Source organism: Trichococcus sp. TS_SC_9 (assembly GCF_056156325.1).
In genome coordinates this window covers 671,066-685,116 of sequence record NZ_CM149591.1, presented here as the reverse complement: position 1 = coordinate 685,116, position 14,051 = coordinate 671,066, and the positions used below count along the sequence as shown (strand labels likewise).

The following is a 14,051-nucleotide window of genomic DNA, read 5'->3' as shown; positions in this document are numbered from 1 at the left end:
GACGCCAAGGAGGTCTCTTCCATAGAGGAGGGGTATCATGGCGGATTATATATTGGAGATGCGGAATATCGTCAAAGAATTTTCTGGCATCCGGGCTTTGAGTGATGTAAATCTGAAAATTGAGCGTGGCGAAATCCATGCCCTATGCGGCGAAAATGGCGCAGGGAAATCAACGCTGATGAATGTGTTGAGCGGGTTGTATCCTTACGGGAGCTACGAAGGGGATATCGTCTACAACGGCGAGCCCTGCAAATTCAAAAATCTCAAGGACAGCGAAAATGAAGGCATCGTCATCATCCATCAGGAGTTGGCGCTCAGCCCGTATCTGTCTGTAAGTGAAAATATTTTCCTCGGTAATGAACAGGCGAAGTACGGCATCATCGACTGGGATTTGACGGAAAAGAAGACAACCAATCTGCTGAAGACAGTCGGATTGAGAGTGAATCCCAATACGCTCGTTTCCCAGATTGGGGTTGGGCAGCAGCAATTGGTCGAAATCGCGAAAGCCTTCTCGAAATCAGTACGCCTATTGATTTTGGATGAGCCGACAGCCGCACTGAATGAGGAAGAGAGTGCCAATTTATTGGAGCTGATCAAGGAATTCAGAAGACAAGGGATCACATCCATCATCATTTCCCATAAGTTGAATGAGATCGTCAACGTGGCCGACCGCATCACCATCCTGCGCGACGGCAAAACGATCGAAACGCTGGAAAAAGAGGCCATCAACGAGGAACGCATCATCCGCGGTATGGTCGGAAGGGACTTGACGAACCGTTATCCCGAACGCCATCCGAACTTGGGCGACGTTTACTTTGAAGTGAAGGATTGGACGGTCCATCATCCGATTGATGCCCACCGCGTCATGAACGACAAAATTAATTTCAAGATCCGCAAGGGCGAAATCGTCGGGATTGCCGGATTGATGGGGGCAGGCCGGACCGAATTTGCGATGAGCGTCTTCGGACGTTCCTACGGCAGCAACATTTCCGGCAAAGTTTTTAAAGAAGGACAGGAAATTTCGGTCAAGGATGTGCCGGCAGCCATCGAAAATGGGCTTGCTTATGTATCCGAGGACCGGAAAGCACTGGGATTGAATCTCTTGATGGACATCCGCGAGAACACGACAATCGCAAGCTTAGGGAAAATCAGCAAAAAAGGCGTCCTGGATAAAGAAAAGGAAGTCCAGATAGCCGAGGCATACCGCAAAAAAATGCGAACGAAGACGAGCTCCATTTACCAAAAAGTCAGCAGCCTCAGCGGGGGGAACCAGCAGAAGGTCGTCCTTGCCAAATGGCTGATGACGGAGCCTGATGTCCTGTTCCTGGATGAACCGACACGCGGAATCGACGTCGGTGCCAAATACGAAATCTACACGATCATCGAGGAGATGGCGGCTGCAGGCAAATGCGTCTGCATCATCTCGTCCGAATTGCCTGAAATCTTGGGAATGTGCGATCGCATCTACACGATGAATGACGGTAAATTCACAGGTGAGGTTTTACGCGAACATGCAAACCAAGAATCGTTGATGAATCTAATGACTAGGGAAGAAGAAGGTGTGCTATAGATGGAAACGACAAACGGTATTAAAAAAGAAAAGCAAACAATAAATCTAAAAACAAAGGCGCTTGATATTTTCAGTAAATACAGTATGGTCATTATTCTGATCGGCCTGCTGATTGCTTTTCAGCTCATGACGGACGGCATCTTCTGGCGACCGTTGAACATCACGAATATCGTGCTTCAGAACAGTCATATTCTGGTGTTGGCAGCGGGCATGTTGTTAGTAGTTTTATTGGGACATGTCGATCTCTCTGTCGGTTCTGTGATGGCTTTCGTAGGCGCCATCTCCGGCATCTTGATGGTGAATTGGAACATTAGCCCTTGGTTGGCGGTGCCACTCTGCATCGCGATCGGAGCGATCATCGGCGCTTGGCAAGGGTACTGGGTAGCGTACTTTGGCATCCCGGCTTTCATCGTCACGTTGGCGGGACTGTTAATGTTCCGTGGCCTGACACAGGTCGTGCTCGGAGGGCAATCATTAGCGCCTTTCCCGGAAATATTCCAAAAAATCTCTACAGGCTACCTGCCTGATCTGACGGACAGCAGTATCCATCTACTGACGATGATCCTGGGCGTCCTCATCGCCGCAGCGCTCGTTTTCGGCCAATGGCGCACACGTGAAAAACGCAAAAATAATCTGTTCGAAGTGGAATCGATGAACGCTTTCACGCTGAAAGCAGTCATGACAGCAGTGGTAATGATCGGAGTGACTTACATCTTCGCATCTTACCAAGGCTATCCTGTCATTTTAGTCATCTTGGGAGTCATCGTAGCAGCCTATGCGTTCTTGACGAACAAAACCGTTGCGGGACGCCAAATCTACGCAACCGGCGGAAACCGTAAAGCGGCAGAATTGTCTGGTATCAAAACGAAAAAAATCACTTTCTGGGTATTCGTGAACATGGGTGCGATGGCTGCTTTGGCTGGCCTTATCTTGGCTGCGCGTCTGAATGCGGCCACACCGCAAGCGGGTAATTCCATGGAATTGGATGCGATGGCAGCCGTATACTTCGGCGGAGCCTCCACTTCAGGCGGGATCGGAACCATCGTGGGCACAATCGTCGGCGGTTTGGTTATGGGTGTCTTGAATAACGGGATGTCCATTCTCGGTGTCGGTGTCGACTGGCAGCAAGCGATCAAAGGTCTGATTTTGTTGCTGGCCGTCGTGTTGGACATCTACAACAAGAAAAAGAAAGCAGCATAAGGGGTTGAAGCAGATGACCGAAAAAAAGACAGCCTTATTGATTTGTACGGCAGGCATCACGACCGGCTTGCTGGTGAAGAATGTGCAGAACGCAGCGGATGAAAGAGGACTGGACATCCATGTCTACTCTGCGCCGGCGATCATCGCCGAGCAAGCGATCCAAAGCCAATCGATCGATGCCCTGATGATCGGCCCTCAATCCAAATACGAAATCGCGCGACTGAAGGATTTTCTGACCTATAAAGCAGTACCTTACAAGCTGATTTCGAAGGAAAATTACGAGATCCTGGACGGGGAAGCTGTATTGGATGAAATCATCGCGTTGATCGGGGAATAAGCATAAATAAGTATGGGAGCCGTCTCATTTGAGGCGGCTTTTTCATTTGGAAACTTTTGTATGGCGGAAAAATATTTGTGAACGGCTTTTCGACTCTCAGCTCCGGCGAGCGGAGGCTTGGCCGGAGTTCGGCTTGCGTTTTTAGTTGTTCTCCGATGAGGATATCCTCGCCGGAGAAGGTGCCGAAAGTTACCGTTGTCCTCCGGCGAGGGGAGCCTCCCCGGAGCTGAGGATACATTTTGGAGGGGCTACCGATTCTAGCGGTATCTGATTGCTTTCTTCTTGACTTGACCTTACTTCAAGGGGGTATGATGGAATCAGCAATGAAGATTCGGAACGGAGGAAAATAAAATGAACAGACCTTACAGAGTGATTTGTCATATGGCGATGTCGATAGACGGGCGTGCGGCGGGGCATTATTTGGGTGCGCCAGAGTTCGGGCCGTACGGGAATGCCTATGAGGGGACGCTACAAACTTACGGTTCGGACAATTGGATCTGCGGGCGAATCACGTTCGAGCAGCACATCACATTCGGGAATAAAGTGGACCTGTCCGCATACCCGGATGAAGCTATCCCGAGGGAAGACTATATTCATCCGACTACATTCAGTTCCTATGCGGTTGCGGTCGATCCGGAAGGGAAACTCGGCTGGGAAACGAATGTAATCGGTGACGAGTACCCGGAAAGAAAAGGCGATCACATCGTCACAATCTTGAGCGAGGTGGTCTCTGATCGGTATCTGGCCCATCTCAGGAAAGTGGGGGTTTCCTACATTTTTGCGGGGGAGATTAAACCGTTGTCGATAACGGTTGCCTTGGATAAGCTTCATAAACATTTTGGCATTCAGACCTTCATGCTGGTCGGTGGCGGCTTCGTGAATGGATCGTTCGCGAGTGAAGGATTAGTCGATGAAATCAGCCTTATCATCGCCCCGCTTGTCGAAGGCGTTTCCAATTCTGTTTCACTCTTCGAGTTCGGGAGCAGTCCGGATCAGCGAATCCGGAAGTTTAGATTGGATACATTCGAACGGATCAATCCGGATGGCATCCGGCTGATTTATCTTTCGGAGTGAAACGAGGGTCCTGAATAACGAAATAACCACCGGATTCAAGGCATTTTGCCCTCGGATCTGGTGGTTGTTTATATTGATGGCTTGGTCCGTTTATTCAGCCGCTTCCCGAACGGCGTAGTAGTTGCCGTCCCTGTCGGGGAAGTTGAAGGTCCTGACGCCGCCCATTTCGATGATTTCGCCGACTGTCTCGTCGTTTTCCTTGAAACGCGCGTACAGCCCTTCGAAATCAGAGATGTCGAATAACAAGGAAGGCTTGTTGGATGCCACTTCCGGTGAATTCTTTTTGATGAAATCAATGTCGAACAGCTGCAGATTGCACGTAGGATTCACGGCAAGCACAATACTGATGGAATCCCCAAAGTCAAAGCGGTCGACTTCTTTGAAAGCGAGATATTGTTTCCAAAAATCGGCATTCGCCTCTACATCCTCTACATAAAGCATGATATTCGCTGTTGTCATATTATTTCCTCCGTTCTTTTCGGTCATATGCTCATTATACGCCGGGAATTATTCGGAGGCCAACGTGAGGAACTTTTGCAGCAGGCTTTTTTGGATGAAAGGCTTTGGATTCGTATTTCCCGCTGCGAATTGTTAGAATATAAGCATAACGAGAGCAGTTTGAGAGAGGTGAAGGCAATTGAAGAGCAATAACGAAGCGTTTATGGGTTATTTCAATGATATCGAGAGTTTCTTCAACAAGGAATACAAGCCCGACCGCGGGAAATCCTACTACAGCTTTTACGAGTTGGTGGATAACGCCGCGCGCTACGACAGCTATGTGAAAAGGGTACGGGATGACTTCCAGATATTAGGGGATCTGCGCAACTTCTTGAGCCATGGAAACCAGAGCGATCTGGTGCTCGTCAACGAGGCGGCGCTGAATATGATTAAAGCAATCCACAACCAACTGTTGAAACCGAAAACCACTTTTGATATCAAGTCGAATGATGTGAAATTTTTCAAGGAAACGACCCCGCTTCCTGCAGTCCTTGAAACTATCCGAAACACTGATCTGACCCAATTTCCAATCAAGGATGGAAACGGAAAAGTGATTGGGTTGTTGACCGAGAATGGCATCACGCACTGGCTTTCCCAACATGCGCATGAAGCCAGCATTTCGATCGGCGGAACGCTTGCGCGAGATATACTTGTGTTGGACGAGAACAAAAATAATTTTGCCTTCATCAAGAAGGATGCTACCATCTATGAAGCCGAAGCACAGTTCGATAACCAAAAGATTGATGCGCTGTTGGTGACGGACAGCGGCAAAAATACAGAGAATTTGCTCGGCATCATCACGCGTTTCGACTTGGTGGAAGTGTAGACAAGCTTTCGTTCAGCAACAATAAAGACAGGCTGCCTCATTAGGGCAGCCTGTCTTTATTGTATTGAATCCTGTTGCTGACTGTGGAGCAGGATGCCGAAATGCGTGCGCAGCTCCTGTGAAGGCTCCCTTCACAGGAGGACACCGGTAACAATCGCCCTCACCTCCGATCAAGCCTGGCTTATCGGAGAACGCAACCAGAATGATAACCGACCTCCGTCGAGGACTGCGTTCGCCGGAGGAGGCAGCCCGTGATTTTTCTTATTTTTTGTTGTGGATGGAAATCCGTTTGAATAGGGCTGAGCTTTGCGGATTCGCACCGGTAAGCGTCGTTTTCACGCCCCGTTTTTTGTTGCGGGTAATAAGTTTATCGATCGCTTCGACAGCAGTGGAATCCCACAGCGTCATGGCGCTGATGTCGATGACGACTTCTTCCTCGTGTTCGATTTCTTCAGCAAAAAAGTCCAGAAATTTTTCGGCGGAAGCGAAGTACAGGTGGCCATCCACTTTATAGTGGTGATCATCCTCGGCAGTCCCGGCTTCAACATGGAGATGGGACATTTTGAAAGCGGCGAAGATGGCGCTGACCAAAGTGCCGGCTACGACACCGTAAGCCAAGTTATGCGTTCCGATAACGATGGCGACGGTGAGGACCATAGCAAAGGTTTCGTTTTTAGGATTCGTACGCAGTCTTTTGATCGAGTCCCAGTTGATGGTTTCGATAGAAACGACGACCATGACGGCTGCCAAAGCGATAACAGGAATCTGGACAACGGCGCCGTTCAAAAGAACAACGGACAACAACATAAAGAATCCGGATAGGAAAGTTGCAAAACGGCCAAGGCCGCCGTAATTCAAGTTGATGATTGTCTGACCGATCATGCCACAACCGGCAATTCCGCCGAAGAAGCCGGAAACGAGATTTCCCAGGCCTTGGCTCAAGGTTTCTTGATTTTTGTCGCTCTTCTCCTCAGTGATTTCATCGACCAATTGTGCAGTCAACAAGGACTCAACCAATCCGACGATGGCAACGGAGAGCGCGGTTGGGAAAATGATCCGCAAAGTTTCCAGTGTCATCGGAACAGCCGGGATGCCGAAGCGCGGCAAATCGGTTGAGATGGAACCCATGTCACCCAACATTTTTACATCCAAGCCAAAGCCCAGCACAATCGCGGTGATTACGAAGATCGCAACGATAGGTGCAGGGATTTTCTTCGTGACCCGAGGGAACAGGAAAATGATCGCGATTCCCAACAGTCCCAGAAGCGGCAAAAGCAGGCTGCCTTGGAAATGGTCCAATTGCGAAATGAACATCATGATTCCCAAGCCATTGACAAAACCGATCATGACAGGCTTCGGAATGTAACGCATCAAGGTACCGATTTTGAGGAATCCCAAGACGACTTGCAGGACACCTGCCAGAATCGTCGCGGCAAAAAGGTACTGGATTCCGTATTCGGAGACCAGATGAGCCAGCACCAAGGCCACAGACCCAGCGGCTGCTGAAATCATGCCCTTGCTGGAACCGAAAAATGCTGCAATGGCCGTGATGAAGAAAGTGGCGTAGACTCCCACGACTGGGGGTACTCCTGCGACGATCATGAAGCCGATGACTTCAGGGAATAGAGCCAAACAGACAACGATACCTGCCAGGATATCCCCTTTGATATTACTGAACCATTCTTGTTTGTATTGTTGCATAAATACCTTCCTTCTTGAAAAAATAGCGTTTATTTGATTTTCAAAATCATTAGACATACTTGCAAAAAACATATTAACACATAACTGAACAAAAATGGATAAAAAGTTATTCCCGAGTATATATTTTGGGTGGTAAGTTTAATAAAAGTGGGAAAAGATTTAAATTTTAGACTGCGGTGTGTTAGTATGTAAAAAGAAAAGTTGAATTCAAGAAAAGAGGAGCGAATCAGATGGAAGTAGGCAGTCGCATTCAAGAATTACGCAAACTGAACAAAATGACGGCGAAAGAATTGGCTGAGCAGATCGACGTCTCGCCTTCCTTCATTTCGGCCATTGAACATAATTCGACTAAGTTGTCCCTGAAGACGCTCAACCATATCTGCGAGGTGCTTGGGGTTACCTTGGCGGAATTCTTCAATGCGGAAATGAGCCCAGTGGAAAAGAAACTTACCGCTCAAATCAAAAAAATGCCCGAAGAGAAAAAGTATGAATTATTGGCCTTTTTGACAGGCTTGATTTCCTAGTAAGAATAGAAAAGGAAGATGCAACCCGCTTCAATATGAGGCGTGGGCATCTTCCTTTTTTCGTCTATTCCATTTCGAGCAGCTGTTCGATTGCAGCCAACACGCCTTCTTCATTGTTCGAAAGGGCATGGTATTTGGCGGCTTTTTTGACGTCGTCGGATGCATTGGCCATCGCGAAACTGTAAGCCACATGCTGGAGCATTTCGATGTCATTCCCACTGTCGCCGAATGCGGCGGTCTCCTCATCGGAGATGCCCCACAGTTTCTGCAGCAATTGGATGCCGGAAGCTTTATGCATGCCGGGAATGATGAGGTCAATGGAGCCATGGCCGGTCGGTACAGGGGAAACGACATCGCCTACTTCGCGTGTGAAGTGTTCCAAGAGTGCGGGTACTTCATCCTCACCAAATCCGGATGCAAATTTGAAGATGATGTCATCTATTTCGGAAAAAGAATCAACACGCTTCAAGCGATGATAGAAGCGTTTCGTATTATGGTAAAAGTAATCGGAAACGGAGTTGTCGACATAGGCACTGTTTTTGCCGCAAACGACCAATTTCGAATAGGCATCCAATTCCTTGAAAATCCGGAGCACTTTATCGATCGTATCCTGCGTCATCTCACCGACGGACAGCTCTTTGTTACGGTCCACGACAAAGGCTCCGTTTTCCGCGACAAAAGCAATATCATCCTGTATTTCAGGAAAAAAAGAACGCAGTTGATAGTATTGGTTTCCGCTGGCCACGACAAAACGAATATCCTTTTCGAGCATGCGTTCGTACAGGGCCGCGAAGCGCTCCTTGTTGAATTCCTTCCGGCTGTCCAGGAAAGTCCCGTCCATATCGACGGCGATCAGTTTGATGGGCATGGCGAATCTTCCTTTCGTCGGATGCAAAAACAACCCGGTTGGAGCCGCCAGTTTTGAGCATCCGCTTATGTTTACAACATCTTAACACGTTTCCTTACTTTTCCCAAGATGAAAAGAATGCCTTCAGCGGTTTTTCCGAGAAGGAAACAGTTGACAAAAAGAACGTGCGTTCGTATTATAAGGTTAAAGGATGTGACTGATATGGAAAATGGGATTTGCTTGAAAGGTTCAGTTGAAAAAATCAAAATCCTCAAACTGGAGGAAACACCGCTGATCCGCTTCACGCTGACGGTGGACAAGGAAGAGAAGCAGAATTGCTTGATCCGTGCGCATTCATTGGATTTTCTGTATCAGGTCACCGAAGGAAACGCGATCGTGATCTACGGTAGGAAGAACAAGCGCAATCAAGTCGTGGTGCAGAAATATCATGTAAATCAAAAATGATAGCTGATGGATAGGGTGAGGAAAATGAGGCTGATGCAAAAAGGAACCTGGAGAAAAAAACTGGATGTCGCCGATCTGTTGGAACGAAAGGGCTGTTATGAGTTTACTCTGTTAGAGGATAATCTTTCCGTCAGAAGAGAGTTGTTCGAAATCTGGTGGTACGTTTATGAGGGCAACAATCATATTTTGGCCAAAAGCAAACGTTATCCTACCCGCCTCTATTTCTTTTTGCTTGAGCCAGGTGATCTGTTTGCGGTGAATGATTTCAGCATCTATCTGGAGACAGGGAAATTGAAATATCCTGTCGCCACATATTACAAAAAAAACGGCCGGTAATCAGAACCAGCCGCTTTTTTTGAACCAGCGATACATTGCCAAACCGATTCCAAACATCAGGCCGATAGCCAAAAAGTAGCCGTATTTCCAAGTCAATTCGGGCATATGTTCGAAGTTCATCCCATAGATGCCTGCAATCAATGTCAAAGGCGAGAAAATTGAAGTAATGATTGTAAGGACCTTCATCACATTATTGGTCTGATGGGAATTCAGCGATAGGTAACTATCGCGCATATCTGTCGTCACTTCACGGTTTGAGGTAATCATCTCGGATACCTTCAGCAGGTCATCATGGATGTCCGAAAAATAACTCCGTCTTTTGCTGACGCCTTCCAGGTGTTGGGAATTCAGCATGCGGTAAAGCAGATCCCGCATCGGAGTGACGGTCTGCAGCAGACCCAGCAGAAGATGCCGAGACTCCATCAATTCAGGTATGAATGCGGCAGTCGTTTTGTTCAGGTTATCCTCTTCAAGTTGAGCAAGCCGATCTTCGATGTCGTGGATTAAAGGGAAATAATTATCCACAATCTGATCAAGGATTCTGTAAAAAATAAAATACGGGTCCCAGTTTTCGGCATTATATTGAGCCAACAATTGTTTCTGGATATAGGCCACTTCTTTTGAGTGGGCGAGCTGAAAAGTGACGATTAGTTTTTCGCTGACAAAGAAATCTAATTCTTCTTTGAAGAGGTCTCTGCCTTCTTTGCGAACGTGATGCGTCACATAAAACGTGTAATCTTCATAATAATCTAGCTTCGGACGCTGCAGTATTTGCAGACAGTCTTCTATAGCAAGTGGATGGAAATGGAAGGTCTTCTCGAGATATTTTACTTCGGATGGGCTAGGCTCATTGAAGTCGGCCCAGATCCATTTGTAGGCTGACAAGTCGGTTGTATCCAAATCGATGTCTGTGTGGACGAGATTGTCGGCTGTGATGCCGGTAACTGTTATCATATATTTGCACCTTCTTTACGAATGATTTCAATATCCATTATACGGGAAATGCACTGCCGATGCCATTTTTGGGTCATTTAACGGTCAGAAGCGGAGAAATATGCGATAATGGGAGCGAGAAGACAATCGGAACGGAGGATATCGGATGATCAAATTGATTTTGACGGATATGGACGGGACGTTCTTGAACAACAAAGGGGATTTCAATAGAGAACTTTTCAAGCAGGTCAAGCAGTTGATGACGGAAAAAGGAGTCGTTTTCGCGCCATGCACCGGCAAGCAGAGCGAGCGCGTCGAAGAAATATTCGGCGAGGATGCGGCTGATTTTTGGATCCTGGGGGACAGTGCGTCGCGGATCAAACGCAACGGCGCAGTCGTTTACGAATCGTTGTTAGAGAATGGGACAGGCCTTGCCATCCTGCGCGAACTGGAAGAGATGCAGCTTGGGCATACGTTGATTGCCTGCACGAAAGAAGCCGCCATGATTAAAAGTGATTTGTCGCCCGAGGAATCCGCAGCTGTCAGGAAATCGTACAAGAAAGTGATTACGGTGGCTGATTTTGGGGCCATCGCGGACGATTTTATCAAAATCACAGTCCGCGATATGCAAGAGCGCTGCATCCAAACTGCTGAAAAATTAATCGATTACAGCGACCGGGCGCATATCGTCGCTTCGGAGAAGGCCTGGCTGGACATCACCGACTTCAACGTGCATAAAGGGAGTACGGTCGCCCGACTGCAGGAGCTGCTGCAGGTCACCCCGGAAGAAACGATGGTGTTCGGGGATGGGATGAACGACATCGAAATGATGGAGAGCGGCAGATACAGTTTCGCTGTGCGGAATGCTTATCCGATCATCAAGGACACGGCGGCTTTCATCACGGGCAGGACAAATGATGAGGATGCGGTGTCGCACACAATTCTCCAGTTGCTTGCGTTGCAAGAATAGCACTTTATTTAAAGCAAGGGCATCTCCGATCCTCGAAAATTTCCAATTGACTTGGAGTCCACTCCAAGGTATAGAATGTAACTGAGGCTTACTGTCAGGATAGATTTTGATGCCGAAAGGATGGACGAGATGATAAACATAAAGAAGGCCAGCGAACAAACGGGTGTATCGGCTGATACGATCCGCTACTATGAGAGGATCGGTCTGATTCCTCCAATAAAAAGGAATGAAAATGGGGTCCGTGAGTTCGATGAAGAAGATCTGAAGTGGATCGTCTTCAGCCGCCAGATGCGCAATGCAGGTTTATCGATCGAATCCTTGATCGAATATCTTGCACTCTTCCGCAGTGGCGAAGAGACCGTTCCGGCAAGAATGGATCTGTTGGTTGAACAACAGCGCGAACTCCAGGAACGGATCGATGTCATGCAGCAAGCGATGGATCGACTGACATTCAAAATCGAAAATTATACGAGCCACATGGTTCCGAGCGAAAACAAGCTGAGGGAATTCAAGTGATGCAACGCAAAAAAATCCCATCAGCCGACCAAATAAGGCGGCCTGACGGGTTTTTTTTGTTTCTTTTAATTGGTCCGAATCCATTGGGTCGACATGTCGACGCCAGCATCCAACATGAGGTTATAGACGGGGCATCTTCTTTCGACTTCAGCCGCCAGCTTCTCAATGGCTTCGTCGGTCTCATCAGTTTCGATATGATTGATGAGCGTGACTTCCTGGAAGTAGGTCCGGATATCATCCTCCCCGGCAAAACCGCGCGGATCAAAGGTGCCTTCGACGGTGAACGACAGTCCTCTGTAGGCGAGCCCCTGTTGTTCGGCTACATAATAGGCTATGATCGATGTGCAGCCTGCCAAGGAACTCAAAAGATATTCCAGCGGATTCGGCCCTTTGTTGTCGCCGCCCATCCGTTCCGATTCATCCACAAAAAATTCAGGCAGATTGCGGACTTTTACTGTAGTGGTGATGCCTTGGTGTGATTGGCCAGTGATTCTCAGTTTCGCTAATTTTGTTTCTGTCATCTGGATAACCCCGTTTCTATGATTTGTTCAGTCAGCGCTTACAAGTTTATTTTATCACAGCGGTGAAGGATAAACTTACCAGAAGCACTCCTTCCACACGAGGAAGGTGGCTCGGGGAAATACCAGAAATATTGCTCTCATCTGTTGCACAGTGGATGTCCAAAACCGTCCGAGAGTGGTATACTATCTTTGAAGGAAAAGTGCGGGCAAGTGTTGAAGTACAAGCCTATATTCACGTTTTTTAGGCAAATAATCATCTTGGTTGATTCATGAAGAAAAGGGGTTTTCTCAATGGAAAAGAAGGATTTGGAACTGATATTGGCTAATTTCGGACCGGAAAAGGAATTCATTGGCGATGGCTATTTCCGCATCCGCGACAAAGGCAATGAGCATTATGAAATCGCCTATCTTGTCTCAGCCTGCTGCGGGACAACGAACTACTTCCCACAGATTGCTGTCCATGTCGAAGGCGACAAGGTGGTTCCCGATTCCGTTCTGGATTTGGTATCCAATCCGGCAAAAATGCTCAGTTATTCACCTGAGACGAGCGCTGTGATGGAGCAGGAATTGGATAAACTCTGCCAAAAGTTTTTGGAAATCAAGAACTTGAAAGCAGCGAATGTTGGGACACCAGACTGAGCTCTGGTGTTTTTTTTATATATGTGATGCAAAAAAAAGAGCAAGGGAATGCGCAAATGACGCACTCTCCTGCTCCTTTTTTGTCTATTTTTTTAGATGGAATCGCTGTAGGCTTTCATCAGCTCTTTCGCCATATCGATCAGGGCCAAGTCGACGGACGAAAGGGTCTTTTCTTTGCTGTAGGCGATGAAATAACGGGTGCGGACGATGCTGGTTTCGATATAAAAAATATTGTAGCTGTCCATCAATTCACTGTTGTTGAGCGCACTCTTCGGCAGAAAAGTCAGTCCCATTCCTTTTCGCGCAAGCGCTGCTGCTGTAGAAATGTTCTGTGATTCCATGACGATATCGGCTTTGATGTCCAGATGCTTCAGGAATTCGTTTGCCTGTTTGCGGATCCCGGATTGGGAAGTGGTCAGCACATACTTTTCATTCTTCAATAAGTTCAATGGGTACGGAAATTTTTCAATTTCCTTTAGCCCGGGTTGGTGCAGCGGGCTCGTGTCCGGTACAATGACACACCATTTGTCATCCGCAAGCATCGTGTAGGATAGCTGTTCGTTATGGATCGGCAGCATGCCCAAGTAGAGATCGACTTTGTTTTCTAACAGGTCCATCTCTGTCGTCTTGGCGTCCTGTTCCATGATCTTCAGAACGATGCCGGGATATTTTTCATGGAACTTGGGCAAAATCAGCGGAAGAAGGAAGGAACCCATGATCGGATGGACACCGATGCGGATCCGGCCGTATTTCAGTTTTGTGATCAGGGTCAATTCGTTGACCATATCCTCGTACTGGTTCTGCATCTTTTTCATGTGCGTCAGGAACCTTTCGCCGGCATAGGTCAATTCCATCGGAGTCCGATTGCGCTCGACCAATTGGGTTTGCAGTTCCTCTTCCAGTTTCGTGATGGTTTTGCTGAGGTAAGGTTGGGAAATATATAGAGACTTTGCCGCCTGGGTGAAGGTCCCTTCACTGACGATAGCATCCAGGTAGGCAATGATAGTGGTCTGTTGCAGCATTTTAAGTCATCCTTTCGATGGGTGGCTTTATTTCTGTTTGAAATAGAGAACGATAGGGTATCACAGAAGTTA

General features: G+C 47.6%; 17 protein-coding genes. 11 read left to right on the top strand and 6 right to left on the bottom strand.

Annotated features, from left to right (window positions below; translation table 11 throughout):
* The first annotated feature begins 37 nt into the window (after positions 1-37).
* From mmsA to AC0J5I_RS03200, 4 genes are all read left to right on the top strand, one after another.
* Positions 38-1,570: a multiple monosaccharide ABC transporter ATP-binding protein gene (gene mmsA, locus AC0J5I_RS03215; RefSeq protein ID WP_107996373.1), complete on the top strand. Its 1,533-nt coding sequence runs from the start codon at positions 38-40 to the stop codon at positions 1,568-1,570.
* A complete protein-coding gene (gene mmsB / locus AC0J5I_RS03210; protein ID WP_475303598.1) occupies positions 1,571-2,770 on the top strand; it encodes a multiple monosaccharide ABC transporter permease in 1,200 nt (399 codons plus the stop codon).
* Between the two features lie 13 nt (positions 2,771-2,783).
* Positions 2,784-3,107 (top strand): PTS sugar transporter subunit IIB, encoded by a 324-nt coding sequence (locus tag AC0J5I_RS03205; RefSeq protein WP_475303596.1) that lies wholly within the window; start codon positions 2,784-2,786, stop codon positions 3,105-3,107.
* 351 nt (positions 3,108-3,458) lie between these two features.
* Positions 3,459-4,181, top strand: a complete 723-nt coding sequence (locus tag AC0J5I_RS03200; RefSeq protein WP_475303594.1) for a RibD family protein — start codon at positions 3,459-3,461, stop codon at positions 4,179-4,181.
* A gap of 90 nt (positions 4,182-4,271) precedes the next feature.
* On the opposite strand, the gene AC0J5I_RS03195 is transcribed toward AC0J5I_RS03200, so the two are convergent.
* Positions 4,272-4,640 (bottom strand): VOC family protein, encoded by a 369-nt coding sequence (locus AC0J5I_RS03195; RefSeq protein WP_475303592.1) that lies wholly within the window; start codon positions 4,638-4,640, stop codon positions 4,272-4,274.
* A 178-nt stretch (positions 4,641-4,818) separates the two neighbouring features.
* On the opposite strand from AC0J5I_RS03195, the gene AC0J5I_RS03190 reads away from it, so the two are divergent.
* The gene (locus AC0J5I_RS03190) at positions 4,819-5,505 is read left to right on the top strand and encodes a CBS domain-containing protein (protein WP_159072214.1); all 687 of its coding nucleotides are present in this window, start codon (positions 4,819-4,821) and stop codon (positions 5,503-5,505) included.
* 261 nt (positions 5,506-5,766) lie between these two features.
* Here the strand turns inward: AC0J5I_RS03190 and AC0J5I_RS03185 are convergent, their stop codons facing one another.
* Positions 5,767-7,206: a SulP family inorganic anion transporter gene (locus AC0J5I_RS03185; RefSeq protein WP_475303589.1), complete on the bottom strand. Its 1,440-nt coding sequence runs from the start codon at positions 7,204-7,206 to the stop codon at positions 5,767-5,769.
* A 230-nt stretch (positions 7,207-7,436) separates the two neighbouring features.
* On the opposite strand from AC0J5I_RS03185, the gene AC0J5I_RS03180 reads away from it, so the two are divergent.
* The gene (locus tag AC0J5I_RS03180; RefSeq protein WP_107996387.1) at positions 7,437-7,730 is read left to right on the top strand and encodes a helix-turn-helix domain-containing protein; all 294 of its coding nucleotides are present in this window, start codon (positions 7,437-7,439) and stop codon (positions 7,728-7,730) included.
* A gap of 64 nt (positions 7,731-7,794) precedes the next feature.
* On the opposite strand, the gene AC0J5I_RS03175 is transcribed toward AC0J5I_RS03180, so the two are convergent.
* Positions 7,795-8,598, bottom strand: a complete 804-nt coding sequence (locus AC0J5I_RS03175; RefSeq protein WP_475303587.1) for a Cof-type HAD-IIB family hydrolase — start codon at positions 8,596-8,598, stop codon at positions 7,795-7,797.
* 201 nt (positions 8,599-8,799) lie between these two features.
* Here AC0J5I_RS03175 and AC0J5I_RS03170 point away from each other — a divergent pair, with 201 nt between their 5' ends.
* Positions 8,800-9,042, top strand: a complete 243-nt coding sequence (locus AC0J5I_RS03170) for a hypothetical protein (protein ID WP_068561522.1) — start codon at positions 8,800-8,802, stop codon at positions 9,040-9,042.
* Positions 9,043-9,066: 24 nt separating this feature from the next.
* A complete protein-coding gene (locus tag AC0J5I_RS03165; RefSeq protein ID WP_475303579.1) occupies positions 9,067-9,378 on the top strand; it encodes a hypothetical protein in 312 nt (103 codons plus the stop codon).
* Here AC0J5I_RS03165 and corA read toward each other — a convergent pair whose 3' ends face one another.
* Positions 9,379-10,332 carry a magnesium/cobalt transporter CorA gene (gene corA, locus AC0J5I_RS03160; protein WP_107996396.1) on the bottom strand — a complete coding sequence of 318 codons (954 nt, stop codon included), beginning with the start codon at positions 10,330-10,332 and terminating at the stop codon, positions 9,379-9,381.
* A 145-nt stretch (positions 10,333-10,477) separates the two neighbouring features.
* On the opposite strand from corA, the gene AC0J5I_RS03155 reads away from it, so the two are divergent.
* Together AC0J5I_RS03155 and AC0J5I_RS03150 are read left to right on the top strand one after the other, a co-directional pair.
* Positions 10,478-11,281: an HAD-IIB family hydrolase gene (locus AC0J5I_RS03155; RefSeq protein WP_107996398.1), complete on the top strand. Its 804-nt coding sequence runs from the start codon at positions 10,478-10,480 to the stop codon at positions 11,279-11,281.
* Between the two features lie 132 nt (positions 11,282-11,413).
* Positions 11,414-11,797, top strand: coding sequence for a MerR family transcriptional regulator (locus tag AC0J5I_RS03150; RefSeq protein WP_199903016.1), 384 nt, complete (start codon positions 11,414-11,416; stop codon positions 11,795-11,797).
* A gap of 65 nt (positions 11,798-11,862) precedes the next feature.
* Here AC0J5I_RS03150 and AC0J5I_RS03145 read toward each other — a convergent pair whose 3' ends face one another.
* On the bottom strand, positions 11,863-12,318 hold the full coding sequence (locus tag AC0J5I_RS03145; protein WP_475303568.1) for an OsmC family protein: 456 nt from the start codon (positions 12,316-12,318) through the stop codon (positions 11,863-11,865).
* Positions 12,319-12,609: 291 nt separating this feature from the next.
* Here AC0J5I_RS03145 and AC0J5I_RS03140 point away from each other — a divergent pair, with 291 nt between their 5' ends.
* Positions 12,610-12,957, top strand: a complete 348-nt coding sequence (locus AC0J5I_RS03140; protein ID WP_107996404.1) for a hypothetical protein — start codon at positions 12,610-12,612, stop codon at positions 12,955-12,957.
* Positions 12,958-13,049: 92 nt separating this feature from the next.
* Here the strand turns inward: AC0J5I_RS03140 and AC0J5I_RS03135 are convergent, their stop codons facing one another.
* Complete coding sequence (locus tag AC0J5I_RS03135; protein ID WP_475303560.1) at positions 13,050-13,979, bottom strand: LysR family transcriptional regulator; 930 nt, start codon at positions 13,977-13,979, stop codon at positions 13,050-13,052.
* Positions 13,980-14,051 lie beyond the last annotated feature (72 nt).

What these genes read in the sequence shown, in the direction of transcription:
- AC0J5I_RS03180 (WP_107996387.1), top strand. Translation starts at nt 7,437, where the DNA reads ATGGAAGTAGGCAGTCGCATTCAAGAATTACGCAAACTGAACAAAATG.
- mmsA (WP_107996373.1), top strand. Translation starts at nt 38, where the DNA reads ATGGCGGATTATATATTGGAGATGCGGAATATCGTCAAAGAATTTTCT.
- AC0J5I_RS03135 (WP_475303560.1), bottom strand. Translation starts at nt 13,979, where the DNA reads ATGCTGCAACAGACCACTATCATTGCCTACCTGGATGCTATCGTCAGT.
- corA (WP_107996396.1), bottom strand. Translation starts at nt 10,332, where the DNA reads ATGATAACAGTTACCGGCATCACAGCCGACAATCTCGTCCACACAGAC.
- AC0J5I_RS03170 (WP_068561522.1), top strand. Translation starts at nt 8,800, where the DNA reads ATGGAAAATGGGATTTGCTTGAAAGGTTCAGTTGAAAAAATCAAAATC.
- AC0J5I_RS03200 (WP_475303594.1), top strand. Translation starts at nt 3,459, where the DNA reads ATGAACAGACCTTACAGAGTGATTTGTCATATGGCGATGTCGATAGAC.
- AC0J5I_RS03165 (WP_475303579.1), top strand. Translation starts at nt 9,067, where the DNA reads ATGAGGCTGATGCAAAAAGGAACCTGGAGAAAAAAACTGGATGTCGCC.
- AC0J5I_RS03145 (WP_475303568.1), bottom strand. Translation starts at nt 12,318, where the DNA reads ATGACAGAAACAAAATTAGCGAAACTGAGAATCACTGGCCAATCACAC.
- AC0J5I_RS03140 (WP_107996404.1), top strand. Translation starts at nt 12,610, where the DNA reads ATGGAAAAGAAGGATTTGGAACTGATATTGGCTAATTTCGGACCGGAA.
- AC0J5I_RS03155 (WP_107996398.1), top strand. Translation starts at nt 10,478, where the DNA reads ATGATCAAATTGATTTTGACGGATATGGACGGGACGTTCTTGAACAAC.
- AC0J5I_RS03195 (WP_475303592.1), bottom strand. Translation starts at nt 4,640, where the DNA reads ATGACAACAGCGAATATCATGCTTTATGTAGAGGATGTAGAGGCGAAT.
- AC0J5I_RS03175 (WP_475303587.1), bottom strand. Translation starts at nt 8,598, where the DNA reads ATGCCCATCAAACTGATCGCCGTCGATATGGACGGGACTTTCCTGGAC.
- AC0J5I_RS03205 (WP_475303596.1), top strand. Translation starts at nt 2,784, where the DNA reads ATGACCGAAAAAAAGACAGCCTTATTGATTTGTACGGCAGGCATCACG.
- mmsB (WP_475303598.1), top strand. Translation starts at nt 1,571, where the DNA reads ATGGAAACGACAAACGGTATTAAAAAAGAAAAGCAAACAATAAATCTA.
- AC0J5I_RS03185 (WP_475303589.1), bottom strand. Translation starts at nt 7,206, where the DNA reads ATGCAACAATACAAACAAGAATGGTTCAGTAATATCAAAGGGGATATC.